The sequence below is a fragment of the Nonomuraea sp. NPDC049625 genome (genome assembly GCF_040675285.1).
Classification (GTDB): domain Bacteria; phylum Actinomycetota; class Actinomycetes; order Streptosporangiales; family Streptosporangiaceae; genus Nonomuraea; species Nonomuraea angiospora_A.
The window spans coordinates 693,087-711,747 of record NZ_JBFAOQ010000005.1 but is presented as its reverse complement, the minus strand read 5'-3'; the positions used below and the strand labels follow the sequence as shown (position 1 = coordinate 711,747).

The 18,661-nt window shown below is 71.2% G+C and carries 15 protein-coding genes; 4 read left to right on the top strand and 11 right to left on the bottom strand.

Annotated elements, in window-relative coordinates:
• Positions 1-8: 8 nt before the first annotated feature.
• Positions 9-3,509, top strand: a complete 3,501-nt coding sequence (locus AB0J87_RS25785) for a carboxypeptidase regulatory-like domain-containing protein (RefSeq protein ID WP_363968997.1) — start codon at positions 9-11, stop codon at positions 3,507-3,509.
• Between the two features lie 51 nt (positions 3,510-3,560).
• On the opposite strand, the gene AB0J87_RS25780 is transcribed toward AB0J87_RS25785, so the two are convergent.
• From AB0J87_RS25780 to AB0J87_RS25730, 11 genes are all read right to left on the bottom strand, one after another.
• The gene (locus tag AB0J87_RS25780) at positions 3,561-4,838 is read right to left on the bottom strand and encodes an amidohydrolase (protein ID WP_363968995.1); all 1,278 of its coding nucleotides are present in this window, start codon (positions 4,836-4,838) and stop codon (positions 3,561-3,563) included.
• Positions 4,835-5,932, bottom strand: coding sequence for a tartrate dehydrogenase (locus tag AB0J87_RS25775; protein ID WP_363968993.1), 1,098 nt, complete (start codon positions 5,930-5,932; stop codon positions 4,835-4,837). Before AB0J87_RS25775 ends, AB0J87_RS25780 begins: the two co-directional genes overlap by 4 nt.
• Positions 5,929-7,461, bottom strand: coding sequence for an ABC transporter substrate-binding protein (locus AB0J87_RS25770; RefSeq protein ID WP_363968991.1), 1,533 nt, complete (start codon positions 7,459-7,461; stop codon positions 5,929-5,931). The genes AB0J87_RS25775 and AB0J87_RS25770 overlap by 4 nt, the downstream gene beginning before the upstream one ends.
• A gap of 123 nt (positions 7,462-7,584) precedes the next feature.
• Positions 7,585-9,078, bottom strand: coding sequence for an aldehyde dehydrogenase family protein (locus tag AB0J87_RS25765; RefSeq protein ID WP_363968989.1), 1,494 nt, complete (start codon positions 9,076-9,078; stop codon positions 7,585-7,587).
• Positions 9,075-10,103, bottom strand: coding sequence for an ABC transporter ATP-binding protein (locus AB0J87_RS25760; protein ID WP_363968988.1), 1,029 nt, complete (start codon positions 10,101-10,103; stop codon positions 9,075-9,077). Before AB0J87_RS25760 ends, AB0J87_RS25765 begins: the two co-directional genes overlap by 4 nt.
• On the bottom strand, positions 10,100-11,104 hold the full coding sequence (locus AB0J87_RS25755; RefSeq protein ID WP_363968986.1) for an ABC transporter ATP-binding protein: 1,005 nt from the start codon (positions 11,102-11,104) through the stop codon (positions 10,100-10,102). The genes AB0J87_RS25760 and AB0J87_RS25755 overlap by 4 nt, the downstream gene beginning before the upstream one ends.
• Positions 11,101-11,904 (bottom strand): GntR family transcriptional regulator, encoded by an 804-nt coding sequence (locus AB0J87_RS25750; protein WP_363968984.1) that lies wholly within the window; start codon positions 11,902-11,904, stop codon positions 11,101-11,103. The genes AB0J87_RS25755 and AB0J87_RS25750 overlap by 4 nt, the downstream gene beginning before the upstream one ends.
• A 113-nt stretch (positions 11,905-12,017) precedes the next feature.
• Positions 12,018-12,938 (bottom strand): ABC transporter permease, encoded by a 921-nt coding sequence (locus AB0J87_RS25745; RefSeq protein WP_363968983.1) that lies wholly within the window; start codon positions 12,936-12,938, stop codon positions 12,018-12,020.
• Positions 12,925-13,860 (bottom strand): ABC transporter permease, encoded by a 936-nt coding sequence (locus tag AB0J87_RS25740; RefSeq protein WP_363968981.1) that lies wholly within the window; start codon positions 13,858-13,860, stop codon positions 12,925-12,927. Before AB0J87_RS25740 ends, AB0J87_RS25745 begins: the two co-directional genes overlap by 14 nt.
• 46 nt (positions 13,861-13,906) lie before the next feature.
• Positions 13,907-15,187 (bottom strand): FAD-binding oxidoreductase, encoded by a 1,281-nt coding sequence (locus AB0J87_RS25735; RefSeq protein ID WP_350740199.1) that lies wholly within the window; start codon positions 15,185-15,187, stop codon positions 13,907-13,909.
• Between the two features lie 16 nt (positions 15,188-15,203).
• On the bottom strand, positions 15,204-15,878 hold the full coding sequence (locus AB0J87_RS25730; RefSeq protein ID WP_363968979.1) for a haloacid dehalogenase type II: 675 nt from the start codon (positions 15,876-15,878) through the stop codon (positions 15,204-15,206).
• Between the two features lie 455 nt (positions 15,879-16,333).
• On the opposite strand from AB0J87_RS25730, the gene AB0J87_RS25725 reads away from it, so the two are divergent.
• From AB0J87_RS25725 to AB0J87_RS25715, 3 genes are read left to right on the top strand one after another with little or no spacing between them, the layout of a single operon-like run.
• Positions 16,334-17,647 (top strand): cation diffusion facilitator family transporter, encoded by a 1,314-nt coding sequence (locus AB0J87_RS25725; RefSeq protein WP_363968977.1) that lies wholly within the window; start codon positions 16,334-16,336, stop codon positions 17,645-17,647.
• On the top strand, positions 17,644-18,234 hold the full coding sequence (locus tag AB0J87_RS25720) for a GNAT family N-acetyltransferase (RefSeq protein ID WP_363968975.1): 591 nt from the start codon (positions 17,644-17,646) through the stop codon (positions 18,232-18,234). The genes AB0J87_RS25725 and AB0J87_RS25720 overlap by 4 nt, the downstream gene beginning before the upstream one ends.
• Positions 18,218-18,631, top strand: coding sequence for a hypothetical protein (locus AB0J87_RS25715; RefSeq protein WP_350740211.1), 414 nt, complete (start codon positions 18,218-18,220; stop codon positions 18,629-18,631). The genes AB0J87_RS25720 and AB0J87_RS25715 overlap by 17 nt, the downstream gene beginning before the upstream one ends.
• The last annotated feature ends 30 nt before the right edge of the window (positions 18,632-18,661 follow it).

The following is an 18,661-nucleotide window of genomic DNA, read 5'->3' as shown; positions in this document are numbered from 1 at the left end:
GGAAACACATGCGCCGCCGCCTCCTGACGGCCCTCTGGCTGGTGCCCGCGTTGTTGCTGGGCTCAGCCGTACCGGCCGCCGCCGCGAACGACCCCCTGCCCGACCGGCTCGACCGCGCGGTCGCCGCCAAGCTCGCCGAGCACGACACCACCGACGTGTTCGTGATGCTCAAGGAGAAGGCGGACCTGTCCGGCGGGAAGTCGCTACGCGGCCATGCCGCCAAGGCCGAGCACGGGTTCCGCACGCTGCGCTCGACCGCCGAGCGCAGCCAGCGCGGCCTGCGCTCCTTCCTCCAGGACTCCAAGGCGATCTTCACGCCGTACTGGCTGGTCAACGCCGTGCTGGTGCGCGGCGCCGACGCCGGCCTGGTCAAGCGGCTGGCCGAGCGGCCCGACGTGGCCCGGGTACGGCCGGCCGGCAGCGTCTCGCTGCCGGAGCCCGAGCGCGCGGCCAAGGCCGCGGCCCAGGTCGCGGGCGTGGAGTGGGGCGTGGACTCCGTCGGCGCCCCGCGCGTCTGGTCCGGCTTCGGCGCCAAGGGCGAGGGCATCGTCGTCGCCACGATCGACTCCGGCGTGCAGTACGACCACCCCGCCCTGGCCGGGCAGTACCGCGGGCGCAAGGCCGACGGGAGCTACGACCACAACTACAACTGGTTCGACCCCACGCTGGTCTGCGGCGTCCCCTCGGCGACGCCGTGCGACAACAACGGGCACGGCACCCACACCATGGGCACCATCGTCGGCGCGGGCGGGATCGGCGTGGCGCCCGGCGCCACCTGGATCAGCGCCAAGGGCTGCGAGACGAGCAGGTGCAGCGACGTCTTCCTGCTGGAGGCGGGCCAGTGGATGCTGGCGCCCACCGACCTGGAAGGCAACAATCCGCGCCCCGACCTGGCACCGCACCTGGTGAGCAACTCGTGGGGCGGTGACGCGGGCGACCCCTTCTACCAGGAGATCGTGAACTCCTGGGTGGCGTCGGGCATCTTCCCGCTCTTCGCCGCGGGCAACGCCGGCCCCGAGTGCGCCACCGCGCACTCGCCCGGCGACTACGCCAACACCTACGCCGTCGGCGCCTACCAGTCCGACGGGAAGATCGCCGACTTCTCCAGCCGCGGCGACCCGGAAGGCACGGCGATCAAGCCCAACATCGCCGCGCCCGGCGTGGCCATCCGCTCGTCCGTGCCGGGCAGCGGCTACTCGGCCTACAGCGGCACGTCCATGGCCACGCCCCACGTGGCGGGAGCGGTGGCGCTGCTGTGGTCCGCCGCGCCGACCCTGCGCGGCGACATCGCCGCCACCAGGCGGGCGCTGGACGAGACCGCCGTGGACGTGACCGACTACAGCTGCGGCGGCGACAGCGCGAACAACCGGGTGTGGGGGCAGGGGCGGCTGGACGCCTTCGCCGCCGTCACCTTCGCGCCGCGCGGCCAGACCGGCACGCTCGCCGGAACCGTCCGCGACGCCACCGGCGCGGCCGTGCCGAAGCCGACCGTGACGCTGACCGCCTCCGGCGTCAAGCGGACCCTGACCGGCGGCGCCGACGGGACCTTCAGCATCCCGCTGCCTCCCGGCTCCTACGAGGTCACCGCCTGGGCCTTCGGCTTCGCGCCCGCCACCGGCACCGCGACCGTGGTCGCCGGCGCCACCACCACCCGTAACCTGTCGCTGGCCACGGTCCCGCGTTACGACGTCTACGGAGAGGTCCGGCAGTCCGGCGGCGAGCCGCTGCCCGGCGCGGTGGTCAGCATCGAGGGCACCCCCTACGACCCCGTCACCACCGAGTCGGACGGCGCCTTCGCCATGCTCGGCGTCCCCGTCGGCACCTGGCGGGTGAACGTGCGGGGAGCCCGGTGCGGCGCCTCCACCACGGTGACGCTCGTGGTCGACTCCGACGAGGTCCTCCAGATCGACACCCCGCTGCGCAAGGACGCCTTCAACAACAAGTGCGACGTCATCCCGACGCTCACCTGGGAGCCGGGCACCACCCCGCTGGCGCTGACGGGTGACGACGCGGGCGTCGCGGTCACCCTGCCCTTCTCCTTCCCGCTGTACGGCAAGCCGTACACCAAGGCGTGGATCTCCACCAACGGCTTCATCAACTTCCAGCGGCTCAGCACCCTGTCCATCAACAGCGCGATCCCGAGCGGCGGCCTGCCCAACTCCGCGATCTACGCCTTCTGGGACGACCTCGTCGTGGACTCCTCGGCGCAGGTGCTCACCGCCACCCTCGGCGCCGCGCCCAACCGGCGCTACCTCGTCGAGTGGCGCAACGTCACCCTGGTCTCCCAGCCCACGGCACGCCTCACCTTCTCCGCGGAACTGCACGAGAACGGGCAGATCCTCATCCAGTACAAGTCGCTGTCGAGCGGCCTGATGCCACGCGGCTCCTCGGCCACGATCGGCATCGAGAACAGCACGGGGACGCTCGGCTTCGAGTACTCCAGCAACGTGCCCGTGCTGCGCTCGGGCATGGGCATCCGCTTCTACGGCGCGGGCGTCGTCCAGGGCGTGGTGCGCGACCCCGCCGGCACGCCTCTCAAGGGCATCGAGGTCGGCTACGCGATGCCGAACGACTCGACGCTCATGGAGCAGGCCGTCACCGACGCCACCGGCGCGTACCGCCTGTTCCCCCTGCCGGGCGAGTACACGGTGTCGATCGCCGCCGCCGACTGGGAGTACTACTCCTCCAAGGTCACGCTCGGCGAAGAGGGGCAGGTCATCGACCTCGACATCACCCTGTATCCCAGCAGCAGCGACATCTCCGGCGTCATCAGGGACAGCTCGGGCAAACCCCTCCCCGGGGTGAGCGTGGCCGTCATGGACCGCAACATCGCGGCCGCGACCACGGACGAGACCGGCGCCTACCGGCTGACCGGCGTCCACGGTGGCACCCAGTGGATCCAGGCGTTCGCCCGGGCCTGCGAGGTGATCGTCCAGAAACGGCTGACGGTCACGGGCGACCTGGTCGTCGACCTGACCCAGGGCATGCCCGTCGACGACTCCGGCTTCGCCTGCACGCGCAAGCCACGCGCGTGGGTCGAGGGCACCGAGGTGCGCAACGTCAACGCGACCACCAGCGAGATGGTGCCGCTGCCCTTCTCCTTCCCGCTCTCCGGCGACACCTTCACCAGCGTGGGCGTCACCGGTCTCGGCATGCTGCTCTTCTACGACGCGCTGACCGGCGAGTGGTCCTGGGCCGCGCCGTACACCGACAACCTGGACTACGACGACCAGTCCTCGGTGCGCACCGCGACGGTGAACGGCGCGTTCGTCGTCGAGTGGCGCGGCGTCCTGCTCAAGGGCACCGGCCTGCGCCTCACCTTCGAGGCGGTGCTCCACCCCGACGGTCGCATGGTGTTCCAGTACGGCGACCTGCCCGACGACCCGCGGATCCGCAACGGGGAGGGCGTCGTGGCGGTGTCGAACGCCTACGGGCCCGACGTGCTGCTGATCCGCGGCACGCTCGACCCCGAGACGGCCTTCGAGGTCCGGCCGGCCCCTCAGAGCTGAAGGCCGGACGGCGACCGCCCGCTGACGGGCGGTCGCCATGCCCGGGCGAGGTCACCAGGATCGGATGAGCGCGGCCAGCAGGTCGGCGGCCGGGGCCAGCGCGGCCTCGTCCAGGTCGAAGGCCGGCGAATGATGCGGTCCGTACGTTCCGGCGCCCACGAGCAGGTATCCGGCGAGCCCGCCGCGTTCCTGGACGCGCCGCATGAACAGCGTCGCGTCATCGCTCGCGCGCAGGGGACGCGGCGGCAGGAGCCGCAGGCCGTGGCTCGGGGCGAGGGTCTCGATCCTGGCGAGGATCGCGCCGTCGGTGGTCGCGCTGGTCGCCCAGCCGGTTCTGGCGATGTCCACGGTGACACCGTGCATGGCGGCCGCGCCGTGGAGGACGGCGCGGGCCCGCTGCTCCAGATCGTCGTGCTCGGCGGCGGCGTCGGCCCGGACCTCCGCGCCGAGGACGGCAAGGGCGCTGACGATGTTCGGCGCACCGGGCGCGTGCAGCGTCCCGACGTTGACGCGGGTCGTCGCCGTCGCGTAACGGGGCAGAGCGTGCAGGCCCAGAACGGCGGACGCCGCCGCCAGCAGGGCACTGCGGCCCGCTTCGGGCGCCCCGCTGGCGTGGGAGGCGATCCCGGTGAACTCCGCCCGCAGTTTCGAGGTCCCGTACAGCTCGGTCGCGGCCGCGACGCATCCGTCCGGGGTGCCGAAGCCGAGGTGGACGGCCAGCAGGACGTCGACGTCGTCGACCAGCCCGGCGGCCAGCATGGGAGCGGCGCCGCGGACGCCCTCCTCGGCGGGCTGGAACAGCAGCCGTACGGTGCCGGCGAACTGCCTGTCGGACAGCAGGGCCGCGGCCCGCAGCCCGATGGCCACGTGCCCGTCGTGCCCGCAGGCGTGCATCGCGCCGTCGATGTCCGAGCCGAAACCCCCGGCCGCGGGGTGGTGGCCACCGGAGCGGCTCTCCTGGATCGGCAGGGCGTCCATGTCCACCCGCAGGCCGACCAGCGGACCCGGGCGAGTGCCGTGCAGCTCCGCGACGAAGGCGGTGTTCCCGTCACGGAAACGGTGCACCGACTCCGCCGGCACGCCCTGCGCGGCGGCCCGCCGGACGGCGGCGTCGAGCTCGTCGCGGCCCGGCACGCCGGGGTGATCGTGCACGTCGACGAGGTCGCCGCCGCCGCGCAGCCGCCAGCCCAGGTCGGACAGGAGGCTCCAGGCGAGATCCGCGGTCTCGATCTCCAGGAAGCCGACCTCGGGCCGCCGGTGCAGCTGACGCCGGACGGCGGTCGCGTCCAGCGGATCCGGCAGGGCCCCGGATCGTCGGCGCGTGCTCACGATGTTCCAGCGGCGAGGGCGTGGACGACGGCGGTCGTGAACTGCTCGGTGCTCGCCGTGCCGCCGAGATCGGGGGTGGCGGTCCCCGCACGGAGGACGCGCTCGAAGGCGGACACGAGACCGGCCGCGGCGTCGGATTCGCCGAGATGATCCAGCATCATGGCCGCCGCCCAGAGGGTGCCGACCGGATTGGCGATGCCCATGCCGGCGATGTCGGGCGCCGATCCGTGCACCGGCTCGAACATCGACGGGTACGTCTTGGTCGGGTCGAGGTTGGCGCTGGGCGCGACCCCGATCGACCCGGCCAGGGCGCCGGCGAGGTCGGAGAGGATGTCGCCGAACAGGTTGGAGGCGACGATGACGTCGACGCTCTCCGGACGCAGCACGAGTCGTGCGGCCAGCGCGTCGATGAGGACCTTCTCCAGCCGCACCCCGCTGCCGTCGGCCACCTCGGCCACCACCTCGTCCCAGAACGGCATCGTGTGGATGATGCCGTTCGACTTCGTCGCCGAGATCAGCCGGCCCGAACGCCGCAGGGCCAGGTCGGAGGCGAAGCGCGCGACCCGTTCGATGCCGGCCCGGGTGAAGACCGCCTCCTGGACGGCGAACTCGCCGGGCCGGCCGCGGTTGACCCGGCCGCCGACCTCGCTGTATTCGCCTTCGACGTTCTCGCGTACGACGACCAGGTCGATCGGGGCGTCCGAGCGCAACGGCGAGCGGATCCCGGGCAGCGATCGGACCGGCCGGAGGTTCACGTACTGGACGAACTCCCGGCGGATGGGGATGAGCAGACCCCACAGGGTGATGTCGTCGGGGATGTCCGGCGCGCCGACGGCGCCCAGCAGGATGGCGTCGCCGGAGGCGAGCTGCTCGAGGCCGTCCACGGGCATCATGCGCCCGTGCGCCCGGTGGTGGTCGCACCCCCACGCGCGCTCGCGCCACTCGACGGTGAACCCGAAGGTCGCGGCCAGGTGGTCGACGCAGCGCACGGCGGCGGGGACGACCTCGGTGCCGATCCCGTCACCCGGGACGACGTCGACGACGTAGCGCCGTGCCGTCCCGGGGCCGGTGTGTTCCTGGGAGGTCGTGGTCACGACAGTTTCGTGTCCTTCGTGAGCAGGGTCCGCTCCAGCGGGTCGGTCGGCAGGCCCTTGACGGTGTCCGCGACGCCCATGGTGAGGCTCTCGTGGACGAGCGGGACGAAGGCCACGTCGGTGGCCAGCTGGGTGGCGATCTGACCGTAGAGGGTGTGGCGCTTGGCCGAGTCCGCCGTGCTTCCGGCCTCCTTGACGAGCTCGTCGACCTTCGGGTTGCAGTAACCGGCGAGGTTGAAGCTGCCCTTGCAGGTTTCGTCCGAGCGCAGAACGCTGATGGGCTCGGGCAGGTCGATGAGGTGGTTGCGGGACAGCAGGGTCGCCTGGAAGTTGCCGCCCATGAGGTCGTCCTCGACCGAGGCGTAGTCCCCGGTGCGGATCTTCACGGTGATGCCGGCCTCGGCCAGCTGCGCCTGGATCACCTGGGCGAGGTCGGCGAACTCGGGCCGGTCGGAATAGGCGATGAGCTCGAAGCCGAGCGAGCCGGGGTCGATGCCGGCGGCGGCCATGGCGGCCTTGGCGTCAGCGGCGTTTCCCTGCACGGGCTGCAGCCCGGCCGGTGTCCACGGCTCGTCAGGCGTGAACGGTCCGGCGGCCGCGGTGGCGGTGCCCTCGTAGACCGCCTTGACGATGGCGTCGAGCCCGATGGCCTTCTGGATCGCGCGGCGCGCCTCGACCTTGTCGAAGGGTGGCTTGCGGGTGTTGAGGTACAGGCCGGTGGTGCGGGGCAGCGCGACCTGCTGCAGGGTGATGTTGTTGTCGCCCTTCAGGGTGGTGAGGGTGGTGACGGGGAGGTTGGCGGCCACCGACACCTCACCGGCACGCAGCTGCGTGGCGCGGGTGGCGCCGCTCTCGGCGTAGCGGATCTCCGCGCTGCCGAGGGCGACGGCCCCGCCCCAGTAGCCGTCGTTGGCGGCCAGCGACAGCGACTGGCCGGTGCCGATGTTGGTGATCTTGAACGGTCCGGTGCAGGTGCCGACCGGGTTCGTGGTGGTGCCGGAGAACGCCTCAGGGGCGAGGATCCCGGTGTTCGGGACGCTGACCCGCAGCGGCAGGAACAGGTCCTCCTCCGGCGTGTCGATCCGTACGGTCCGGTCGTCGACGGCGGTCACCGCGGAAATGACGCTGGGGGCGAAGCTGCGCGGCGGCGCCGTGGCCTTCAGCAGCCGGTTGAGATCGTCGGCGACGACCTTCGCGGTGAGCGCGGTGCCGTTCTGGAACTTGGTGTCACGGATGGTGAACGTCCAGGACTTGGGCTCCGTCTGCTTCCATTCCGTCGCCAGGGCGGGCTGAGCGTGGTTGTCCTTGTCCACGGCCACCAGGGTCTCCAGGCAGCCGGCGCGGGTGAGGGTGAAGGCGTCGTCGGTCTCCAGGGCGTACCCGGAGTCGGGCGCCCACAGGTCGGCGATGATCAGCTTGGAGCCGCCGCCGCTCGCGGTGGGCTCGGGACTGCCGGAGTCGAACGAGCAGCCGGCGAGCACGACGAGGGCTGTCGACATGCCGGCGAGGGTTTTCCAGGTGCGTGCCATGCTGGTGTTCCTTCTGAACGTCGTTGGGGGGAGAGCAAGGGAGTGGGCACCACGACATGACCGGTTGACGCTCGTGTGTCCCGGTCGGATGGGCAGTGGATGACGAGTTGCCGGTGAGGGAGCTCAGCTGATGGAGGTCAGCCGGGCCGCGATGACCTTGGGTGCGGTCATCGCCACGACGGCGCTGGTGACGCCTTCCCGGCCGATGCCGCTGCGGTGGAAACCGCCGAACGGCATGGCGTCGATGCGGAAGTCGGAGGTGTCGTTGATCATTACGGCGCCGGCCCGCAGCCGGCGGGCCGTGCGCAGGGCCGCGGTGGTGTCGCGGGTGAAGACCCCGGCCTGAAGGCCGGTGGCCGCGCGGTTGGCCTGGTTCACGGCGTCGTCGAGATCGGCCACGGGCAGCACGCTGACCACGGGGCCGAAGATCTCGTCGGTGACGATGGGGTCGTCGGGGGCGAGGTCGGTGAGGATGGTCGGCTGGTACGTGGCGTCCTGGCGGACCGCTCCCGCGCGTACGACGGCGCCGCGGGCGACGGCCTCCTCGACCCGGCGCTCCACGCGGCGCGCGGCCGCCGCGTCGATCAGCGGCCCGACGTCGGTCGTCTCGTCATGCTTGCTGCCGACGCTCAGGTGAGCGGTCATATGGGTCAGGTGGCCGAGCAGTTCGTCGTAGTGCTGGGCGACCACGTAGACGCGCTGCACCGACAGGCAGTTCTGTCCCGCGCACCCGAACGCCCCTTCGGCTATGGCCCGCGCGGCCGCCATCAGGTCCACGCCGTGGTCGACGATGACGGGGTTGGACCCGCCCAGCTCCATCAGCAGGGTCCGAGCGCCGGCCAGGCGGGCCACCTCGTCGGCGGTGCGGATCCCACCGGTGAAGGAGACGACGTCGACGCCGGGGTGCGACACCAGCTCCCGCCCGGCGGTCGGGCCGCCCGGCAGCACGGCGATCCGGTCGCCGGGAACGCCCGCCTCGAGGAGCAGCTCGGCGAGGGCGAGCGCGGACAGCGGTGTCGCCTCGTGGGGCTTGACCGCGATGACGTTGCCGGACAGCAGCGCCGGGCCGACCTTGTGCGCCACGAGGTTCAGCGGGTCGTTGAACGGGGTGATGGCGGCGACGACCCCGAGCGGTTCCCTGCTGCTCCACCCGAGCCGGTCCGCGCCACGGGAGGTGTCCTCGAACGGCACGCTGGCGCCCTGAAGGGCGTGTCCCGCACCGGCGGACAGCTGCAGGGTCTCCGCCGCCCGGGCCACCTCCCGGCGGGCATCCCTGATCGTCTTGCAGCCCTCGGAGCCCACGATGGCGGTGAACCGTTCGGCATGCTGCCTCAGCAGGTCGGCGGCCCGGTGCAGGGCCTCCCGGCGCTGCCACAGCGGCCAGTCGGCACGGTCGGCGGCGGCGCCGGCCCGGAAGGTGTCCACGAGCGCGTCGACGGCCGCGCGTACTTCCGCGGCGGTGCTGTCGGCGACCTCGCCGAGGAAGGCGCCGGTCTCGGGGTCGACGACGGCGGTGTGCCGTTCGCTCTCCCGCCAGCGTCCGCCGGCGAACGCCTTACCGGGCGGAGTCCAGCGGGTGGCGGCGGACGGGGCGGTTTGTCCGGTCATCAGGCTCATGCGGGGATCTCCTCAACGACCAGCCGGCTCCGGCTCTCCGCGGAGCGGTGACAGCGGACGTGGTGGCCGTTTCCGTTGTCGACGAGGTCGGGTTGCTCGGTGCGGCAGTGGTCGGTGGCCAGCGGACAGCGGGTGTTGAAGCGGCAGCCGGGAGGCGGGGAGACGGGGCTGGGCGGCTCGCCTTTCAGCTGGTCCGGCTCACCGGCGTCGATGCGGTGTCCCTGACCGGAGTGCAGCAGCGCCAGCGTGTAGGGGTGCAGGGCGCCCGTGAAGATGTCGTCGTGCGTGGCCATCTCCACGATCTGCCCGAGGTAGAGAACCGCCACCCGGTCGGCGAGGAACTTCACCACCCTCAGGTCGTGGGAGATGAACAGCATGCTCAGCCCGCGCGACCGGCGCAGATCGACCAGCAGGTTCAGGATGGTCGCCTGCACCGAGGCGTCCAGGGCCGACACGGGCTCGTCGCAGACGAGCAGCTTGGGTTCCAGCAGGAGAGCTCTGGCGATGACCACCCGCTGCAGCTGCCCTCCGGAGCAGTCGCCCGGCCGGCGCTCCAGGAAGCTGTGGTCCAGGCCGACCTCTGCCAGCGCGGTGGTCACCCGTCGCAGGCGTTCCTGCGGCGTGCCGATGCGGTGTTGCTGCAGGGGGGCGAGCAGCGATTCCCGCAGCGTCATGCGCGGGTCCAGCGCGGAGTGCGGGTCCTGGAAGACCAGCTGCGCCGACCGGCGCAGCTGACGGAGCTGGGCGCCGCGCAGCCTGCCGACCCTCAGCCGATCGACCTCGATCCGTCCGGAGTCGACCGGGACGAGGCCGAGCAGGAGCCGGGCCAGCGTGCTCTTGCCCGAGCCCGACTCGCCGACCAGCCCCAGTACCTCCCCCTCGCGGATGGTCAGGGAGACGTCGTCGACGGAGTGCACGTGCGGCCGGCGCCCGAAGCCGTTCCGCGCCAACGGATAGTGCTTGGTGACGTGGTCAATGACGGCGATGTCGGAGCTCATGCCGGAGTTCTGCGCGGGGTCGTTCATGCCGGGACCTGTCGTCGGGGGTCGATGGTGACCCAGCAGCGTGAGTTGTGACGGGTGCCGCAGCCGGCGAGATCGGGTTCCTCGGTGTCGCAGTGGGAGCCCAGTTCCCCGTCACTGGCCGCGACGTCGCAGCGCGGGCGGAAGCGGCAGCCATGACTGACCGCGCGTGCCGCGGTGGCGTTGCCGGGGATGGTGTGCAGATGGCCGGTGTCGTCGGTCTGCAGGGTGGAGCAGCGCAACAACGCCTGGGTGTAAGGGTGCTCGGCGGCGGTGATGACCTCGGCGGCCGGTCCGTCCTCGACGATGCGGCCCGCGTACATGACGGCGATGCGGTCGGCGATGGAGGCGACGGTGGTGACGTCGTGGGAGATGAACAGGACCGACATCCCGGTCTCGACCTGCATGGCGGCGATCAGCCGCAGAATCTGCGCTTCGACGGTGACGTCGAGGGCGGTGGTGGGCTCGTCGGCGATGAGGACGTCCGGGTGGGCGGCCAGCGCCATGGCGATCATGACGCGCTGGGCCATGCCGCCGGACATCTGGTGTGGATGCTCACCGGCGCGGCGGTCGGGATCGGGGATCCCGACCGCGGCGAGCAGCTCCACGACCCGGCGGCGGGCGGCCTGCCTGCTCATGCCGAGATGCCTGCGCAGCGGCTCGGCGACCTGGCTGCCGACCGTCGCGGTCGGGTCGAGCATGCGCTTGGGCTGCTGGTAGAGCATGGAGATCCGCCGGCCGCGTACGCCGTCCAACGCCCGTGAGGAGGCGGCGAGCAGGTCCAGGTCGCCCAGCCGCAGGCCCTCGGCGTGCATGTGCAACCCGGCCGGCAGCATGCGCAGCACCGAGTGGGCGGTCATGCTCTTGCCCGACCCCGATTCGCCGACCACGGCCAGCACCTCGCCGGGATCGAGGGTCAGGCTGATGCGGTCGAGGATGGGTGGGGCCTGTCCGGGCCGCCCGGCGTGAACGGTCAGGTCGCGGACCTCCAGACGCGCGCTCATGTCTGCTCCCGGGGATGCGGTGGGGCTTCCTGGTCGTCGCCGTGGCGGTAGCCGTCGGCGTGTTCGTGAGAGGCCGACGCATCCTGGTGGCGATGCGAGTGAGGGCGAAGGCGCTGCTTGGGCGGCTGGTCCGATGCCCCCGGCTGGAGCTCGCCGGCCTCGGCGAAGTGACGGTCCAGAAGCGCCTTGGCGGCGGACCTGTCACCGCTGGCGATGACGTGCAGCAGTTGCTCGTGCTCGGCCCACAGCTTGGAACGGTCGCTGTAGCTGTCGACGATCATCCGGAAGCACAGCTGCATCTCGTTGGCGATGAGGCCGTACAGCCGGTCCAGCCGGGTGCTGCCGGCGGCGCTGACCAGCCGGCGATGGAAGGCGAGGTCCAGGGCGGCCAGCGCGCTCTCGTCCGCGTGGCCGACGGCGTCCCTCATCCGCGCGACGATCACCTCGAGGTCGGCGACCAGGCCCGCGGAAACCCCTCGGGCGGTGACCCGGCGCAGTGCCTCCCGCTCGATCGCCTGGCGGGCGACGAAGATGTCCTCCAGGTCCTCTGCGGTCAGGGTGGGGACGAAGACCCCTTGGCGGGGGTAGCTGACCAGCAGGCCTTCTTGCACCAGACGCTGCATCGCCTCGCGCAACGGGCCGCGCGAGACCTCGAAGTACGCCGCGAGCTCGACTTCGTTCATCTGGGTCCCTGGCGGGAACTCCCCGCCGAGGATGCGGTCCCGCAACAGCCCGGTGACCACCTCCGTCAGCGTCCGCTTCGAGGTCCTGCCCGCCGGGGCCGGGGTCTGTTGGCTCATGAGTGTGCTTCTCCGGGTTCGTGTTCCGTTCCCACCGCTCGCGCTCTCCAGTCGCAGGAGCGCGTGATCGTTTCCAGTGTGACCGCCGCGCGGGTGCGGCGGGACTCCGCAGCTCATGTGGACCGCCCTGCCCGGGCCCGGCGCGTCTCCAGGCCGCGACCGGCGAGGGTGACGCTGAGGGCGGCGATGAAGATCGCGGCACCTGGGGCCAGGACCAGCATGGGCAAGCGGTCCAGGTAGGGGATGGCCTCGGACAACATCGACCCCCAGTCGGAGAACGGTGGCTGGACGCCGAGTCCCAGGAAGGACAGGGCGCCGACGGTGATGAGCTTGTGGCCGAAGCGCACTGCCGCGTGGGCCAGCAACGGAGGCAGGGCGTTGGGAAGCAGGTGGCGGCGGATGATGAACCACCCCGAGCACCCCAGAGCCTGAGCCGCTTCGATGAAGTCACGGCCGTTGATCTCCAGCGCGACGCCGCGGGCCAGCCGGCAGAACGGCGTCCACCCGCCGATGGTCAGGGCGAGCACCAGCGTCAGGTCACCGGTGCCGAGGATCGCGACGAGGAAGAGCGCGACCACCATCTCGGGGAAGGCCAGCAGGATGTCGGTGACGCGCATGACGACGGTGTCGAGCCAGCCACCTCGCCGCGCGACGACGAACCCCACGAGAGTGCCGGTGACGGCGCAGATCAACAGCGTGACCGAGGCGATGGCCAGGGAGAACCGGCCCCCGTCCAGCAGCCTGCTGAGCACGTCGCGGCCCAGGTGGTCGGTGCCGAGCAGGTGGGCCGCGGAGCTGCCTTCCAGGCGCGCGACGAGGTCCTGCTGCGCCGGCGGATAGGGCGCCAGCCACGGTGCCAGCAGCAGGAGCGTGGCGATGACCCCGAACAGGATGGACCCGGCCAGCAGTGCCGGCGGCCACGTTCCGCGCCCGCGGCGTGCCGGGGCGGTGGCGGTCTCGGCCGGTGACGGCGGAGGCGCGGCGCCGGGTTCGTCGCGACGGGCGTCGTCGCCGAAGACGTCAAGCACGGACACGGCTCGTCCTCGCGTTCGGGTTGATGGCGGTGTAAAGGACATCGGTGAGGGTGGTGATGAGCACGGCCAGGCCGACGACCGCCACGACCCCACCCTGGATGAGCGGGACGTCGTTGTTGATGACCGCGTCGTACATCTGCCGCCCGACTCCGGGTACGGCGAAGATGACCTCGACGACGACCGACCCGCCGAGCAGGCCGGCCAGCCAGACCGCGAACAGGGTCAGGACCGGCAGAACGGAATTGCGAAGCCCGTGTCGCAGCATGGTCTGGGCGAAGCTCAGCCCGCGCCCGCGGGCGGCGGTGATGTAGGGCGCCTCGAGCACCTCGATCATCGACGAGCGGGCTACCTGGGTGAAGTAGCTCATCGGCCGCAGCGCCACGGTCAGGCAGGGAAGCACCATCGACTCCACCCCGTGCCAGCCGGAGGAGGGCAGGACGCCGAGCTGCAGGGCGAACACCAGGACCAGGACCGGGCCGAGCCAGTACTCCGGGACGGCCACGAACGCCTGCGTGACGCCGGTGATCGCCCCGTCGAGCGGGGTCCCGCGCCGTACCGCGCAGACGGCTCCCAGCGGGACCGCCACGAACAGGGCGAGCAGGAGGGCGATGACGGCGATCGAGGCGGTGACCGACAACGCCCGCATCAGCTGGGGGAGGACCTCCGTGCCGTTGGTGAACGACCGGCCGAGATCACCCTGCAGCGCCGAGCCCAGCCAGGACAGGTACTGCTGGAGCAGCGGCCGGTCCAGCCCGTACTCGACCCGGAGGCGGGCCAGCGTCTGCGGGTCCTGGACCAGGTCGCCCACCCTGGCCCGCAGGATCCGCGCGGCCGGGTCGCCGGGCGTGACGTAGGGGATGAGGAACACCAGGAAAGAGGCGACCAGCAGGGTCGTCACGAGGACGGCGAACCGTCTCAGCACGTACAACACTCGGGTACCTCCGGGTCGTCACACGTTCGCGGATCGATCAGCGCACGGCGTCGAGCGCGCGGAAGAACGCCCCGGCGGCCGGCAGGAACCAGGGCGGCCCGAAGTGGCCGGGAACCGGCGGGAACGCCAGCCCCTTCCAGGGGTTGACCGTGGGGTCGCCGCCGATGACGTCGGCCATGACCTTGCCCATGTGGGTGGCCATCTGGACCCCGTGGCCGCTGTAGCCGACGGAGTAGTGCATCCCGTCCCGTACGCCGGCGTGGACCATCTGATCCATCGTCATGTCGACCAGCCCGCCCCAGCAGTAGTCCAGCCGGACGTCACGCAGCCGCGGGAACACCTCGGTGACGGCCTTGCGCAGGATCTCGCCGCTCTTGAGGTCCGACTGGGCGTCCGACAGGGCGAACCGGGCCCGCCCGCCGAACAGCAACCTGTTGTCCGGCGTGGGACGGAAGTAGTACAGCAGGTTCTTGGTGTCCGACGCCATCCGCCGGTGCGGCATGAGCTGGGCGACGAGGTCGTCCGGCAGGGGTTCGGTGACGACGATGAAACTGCCCACCGGCACGATGCGGCGGCGCAGCCACGGGGTCAGCGACCCCGTGTACCCGCTGGTGGCGATGAGCACGTCGGAGGCGGTCAGGACGCCGCGCGTGGTCTGCACCCGATGCCCGTTGCCCGGGCCGACGCGGCGGACGCCGGTCACCGCGGCGTTCTCCGCGACCAGGGCCCCGTGGCCGACCGCGGCGCGGGCCAGCCCCATGACCAGCTTCCCGACGTGGGCGCCCGCCCCGTTCGGGTCGACCTGCGCACCGTGATAGCGGTCGCTGCCGAGCTCGTCCCGCATGCGGCCGCGGGGGACCAGCTGGACCGAGCGGCCGATGAGTCTCTCGATCATCTCCGCCGACCGCTCCAGCGCGGCGTAGTGCGCCGGTTTGGCGGCCAGGGTGAGCTTGCCGGACCGCACGAAGTCGCAGGCGATCTCCTCGTCGGTGACGATCTTCTCGACGGTGTCGATCGCGTCGTCGTAGGCGGTGAACATCGCCGTCGCACGCTCCGCGCCGTACCGCTTGACCGCGGCGGGGAAGGAGATGGCCAGGCCGGTCGTGGCCATGCCGCCGTTGCGGCCGGAGGCTCCCCAGCCCACGGTGTGCGACTCCAGCACGGCGACGCTGGCGCCGCGGCGGGCGAGGTGCAGCGCGGCGGACAGGCCGGTCAACCCGGCGCCGATGACCGCGACGTCGACCTGCTCGGGGAGTTCGGCACGGCGGAAGTCGCCGGCCGGTTCGGCGGTGTCGAGCCAGTAGCTGGTCAGCTTCACGACGTCCTCCTCCCGATCAGAGACCCAGCACAGCGGGGACGCCGGACAGGTCGGCGGTCTCGGCGTACCGGTAGAAGGGGGTGGAGGGGTCGTAGCCGCGGTTGACGTAGACCTTGTGCGGGATCCGCAGCTCGTGGGCGGGGATCAGGTCGTACCAGATGTGCGAGGAGACGTGCACGATCTCGTCGCGTTCGCAGCCCAGCTGGTCGAGCATGTACTCGAAGGCCTGGTAGCGCGGCTTGTAAGCCTTGGCCTGCTCGGCGGTGAACACCTTGTGGAAGGGGGCGCCGAGCTGGTCGACATTGTGCCGCAGCGCCTCGTCGACGGCGTTGGAGAGGATCACCAGAGGGTAGGCGTCGGCGAGCTTGGCCAGGGCCGGGGGTACGTCCGCATGGGGACCCCAGGTCGGCACGCAGGCCACGATGGCCTCGCCGTCGGAGGGGCGGTAGCCGATGCCCCAGCGTTCGCAGGTGCGCCTGAAGGAGTCCTTGAGCACGTCGGGGTAGAGCTTGAACTCGCCGAGCACCTCGTCCATCCGGTACGCGCGGTAGTCCTTGAGGAAGAGCGGCATGTCCTCCTCGGAGATCCGGTCGGCGACCAGCGGCTTGACGGTGAGGTTGAGATCGAAGCTGGTCAGGGTCCCATAGCAGTCGAAGGTGATGTATTTGGGGCGCACGCTGGTCAGGTCCACGAGCAGTTCCTCCGGTGGGGGTCGGTCCGGTGGGAGTGGGAGCGTCGGTGCGAGCGGCGAGATGTCACGCTCGGTGTCAGCCGCCTGAGGCGACTGGCCGTGTGGTGTCTGGAACGCTAAGCATCCGATTCTCTGCTGTCAACAATTCCGAGCCGCCTGCTTGTAAAGAGTATGTTTCCCCAGCTTCTGTCGATCTTCAGGAGCTGATTGCCTGGTATTGGTGCTGATTTTCACTGCCCGTACGCTCCTCGTCTCCGGAAGATTGTTGACAACAGTTGACCGTCGCTGGCTGTTGTGGACAAGATGTGATGGCGCGGCAGACGCCACTCGGCAGCCGACCGCCCCTCTCCCGGTCCCGCGACTCACCCTCTCGGCCCCGCGACCCCCCTCCCGGCCCCCGCGACTCACTCACCCAGTCCCGCGACTCACCCTCCGCCGGCATGAACGGACTCTCGATGCGAGCTTCCACGACCCCAGACGATCACGGCCACGGCCACGGACACGGACATGGCCACGACCACCCGCACGATGACGCTCCCGCCGCCCCCGTTAACGGCCACGGCCACGGGCACGGGCACGACCACCCGCACGATGACGCTCCCGCCGCCGCCGTGAACGGGCACGGGCACGACCACCACGAGCCCGAGGCTTCGGCCGCCACCGGCCACGGGCACGGCCACGGACATGGGCACGGACATGGCCACGGCGACGACCACGGCCACGACCACGGCACCGGCCTGTGGGCGAGGGTCAAGCACACGCTGATCCCGCATGCCCACGACGCCAACGACGCGATCCAGAGCGCCGAGGAGTCGGCCCAGGACGGGATCCGCACGGCCTGGATCGGGCTGGCCGGCATGATGGCCACCGCGATCGGCCAGATGGTCATCGTCGCGGTGTCCGGCTCGATCGCCCTGCTGGCCGACACCATCCACAACCTCGGGCACGCCGCGACCACGATCCCCCTGATCATCGCCTTCCGGCTGGGCCGGCGCGCGGCGACCAAGAAGTACTCCTACGGTTACCGGCGCGCCGAGGACCTGGTCGGGCTGTTCATCTCCCTGGTCATCGTCGCCTCGATCGGGTTGATCATCTGGGAGTCGATCGACGCGCTGATCAACCCGCACCCGCTGACCAACCTGTGGTGGGTCTTCGCCGCGGGGCTCGTCGGTTTCCTCGGCAACGAGATGGTGGCCGTGTACCGCATCCGGACCGGCCGTCGCATCGGCTCGGCCGCGCTGATCGCCGAGGGCCAGCATGCCCGCGCCGACGGATACACCTCGATCGCCGTCATCGCCGGTGTGGTCGGCGTGTGGCTCGGGTTCGACCGCGCCGACGCCATCGTCGGCCTCCTCATCGCCGTGGCGATCAGCGGCATCCTGGTCAACTCCCTGATCATCATCGTCCGCCGCCTCATGGACGGTGTGGAGCCGGAAACGATCGACCGGATGCGCACCACCATCGCGGGCGTCGACGGCGTCGTGTCCGTCGGCGAGGTCCGCGTCCGCTGGTCGGGTCACCGCATGGAGGGAGACGCCGAGATCGGCCTCGACTCCGGGCTGAGCATGATCGAGGCCCACGCCGTGGCCGAGAACGTGCAGCACTCCCTGATGCACGCGGTGGGCAACCTCGACCGGGTCACCGTCCACGTCCACCCCACCTTCGACGGCGTGATCCCCGACGACCTCCACGAGCTGTCCGGCCACCACGCCTCGAAGGAGGCCAGGGAGGCGTACCGGGCGAAGCTCGCCACGCAGGGAGCGGGGTGACTCCCGTGGAATGGTCGATCCACCCGCTGAGCGAGCGCACCCTGCCCGGCGCCCAGTCGGTGATGCGGCGCAGCATCGCCGAGGACTTCGGCGACGCCTACGACCCGCGGATCCACGCCGACGTCGACGACCCCATGACCCACTACGCCCCGGGAAACGGCCCCTTCCTCCTGGTGGTGACCGACGACGGCACGGGTGAGGTCCTGGCGACGGGCGGCATCCGCAGCGGACGGCTGAAGCCCGGCCTCACCCCGCAACACGTCGTCGACCGGTACGAGGACGGCCGGCACGGCCAGCTCGTACGCGTCTACGTCCGCAAGGAGGCCCGCCGCGGCGGCATCGCCAGGGCCCTGGTCCGCGCGGTGCTCGACCGCGCGGACCAGGAGAGGCACTACGAGGCCATCGCTCTGCACACCTATCGCCACTCCCCGGGCGCCATCGCCTTCTGGGAGTCCTTCGGCGCCCGGCTCGTCCATGACGACACGCAGGGAGCCAGCGGCGCGGTCTTCTACGACCTGCCGCGCAGTCCTCACAGCCACCCCCACCGCACTGGCGAGACAGGAGAACACCATGTCCAAGCGTCGTGACGTCTTCATCTTCGTTGCCGAGCCCACCAAGATCGAGGATGCCCGCACCAGCCTCGTCGACTGGCTGCGCAGCCTCGAGGGCCACCCCGGCTACCTCGGGGGTTCGGTCCTGCGCGAGTGCGCCGGCGAGCTCATCCCGAACACGCTGGTGATGACGCTGGAGTTCGAGAGCACCGAGGCCGCCCGGGCCCTGTGGCCGAAGATCGAGAACACGATCAACCCGCTCTACCCCGATGACAAGTCCGACAAGTCGATCGACCAGGGTGCCGCGTTCTTCACCGGCGCGGACGCTCCCGTGGCGCCGGAGGACCTGCGGTTCACCCGCGGCAACGGCCTGGTGGCCCGGATGCTGCACATCCACGCCGAGGTCGTCGAGGACGTCGTGGTCGCCGCCTGACCTGCACCGTTCCCCACCCGTAGTCCCCAC

Bases quoted from the DNA above. Each gene is read 5' to 3' on its own strand.
- AB0J87_RS25755 (WP_363968986.1), bottom strand. From the start codon at position 11,104: ATGAGCGCGCGTCTGGAGGTCCGCGACCTGACCGTTCACGCCGGGCGG.
- AB0J87_RS25765 (WP_363968989.1), bottom strand. From the start codon at position 9,078: ATGAGCCTGATGACCGGACAAACCGCCCCGTCCGCCGCCACCCGCTGG.
- AB0J87_RS25785 (WP_363968997.1), top strand. From the start codon at position 9: ATGCGCCGCCGCCTCCTGACGGCCCTCTGGCTGGTGCCCGCGTTGTTG.
- AB0J87_RS25770 (WP_363968991.1), bottom strand. From the start codon at position 7,461: ATGGCACGCACCTGGAAAACCCTCGCCGGCATGTCGACAGCCCTCGTC.
- AB0J87_RS25725 (WP_363968977.1), top strand. From the start codon at position 16,334: ATGCGAGCTTCCACGACCCCAGACGATCACGGCCACGGCCACGGACAC.
- AB0J87_RS25715 (WP_350740211.1), top strand. From the start codon at position 18,218: ATGTCCAAGCGTCGTGACGTCTTCATCTTCGTTGCCGAGCCCACCAAG.
- AB0J87_RS25760 (WP_363968988.1), bottom strand. From the start codon at position 10,103: ATGAACGACCCCGCGCAGAACTCCGGCATGAGCTCCGACATCGCCGTC.
- AB0J87_RS25750 (WP_363968984.1), bottom strand. From the start codon at position 11,904: ATGAGCCAACAGACCCCGGCCCCGGCGGGCAGGACCTCGAAGCGGACG.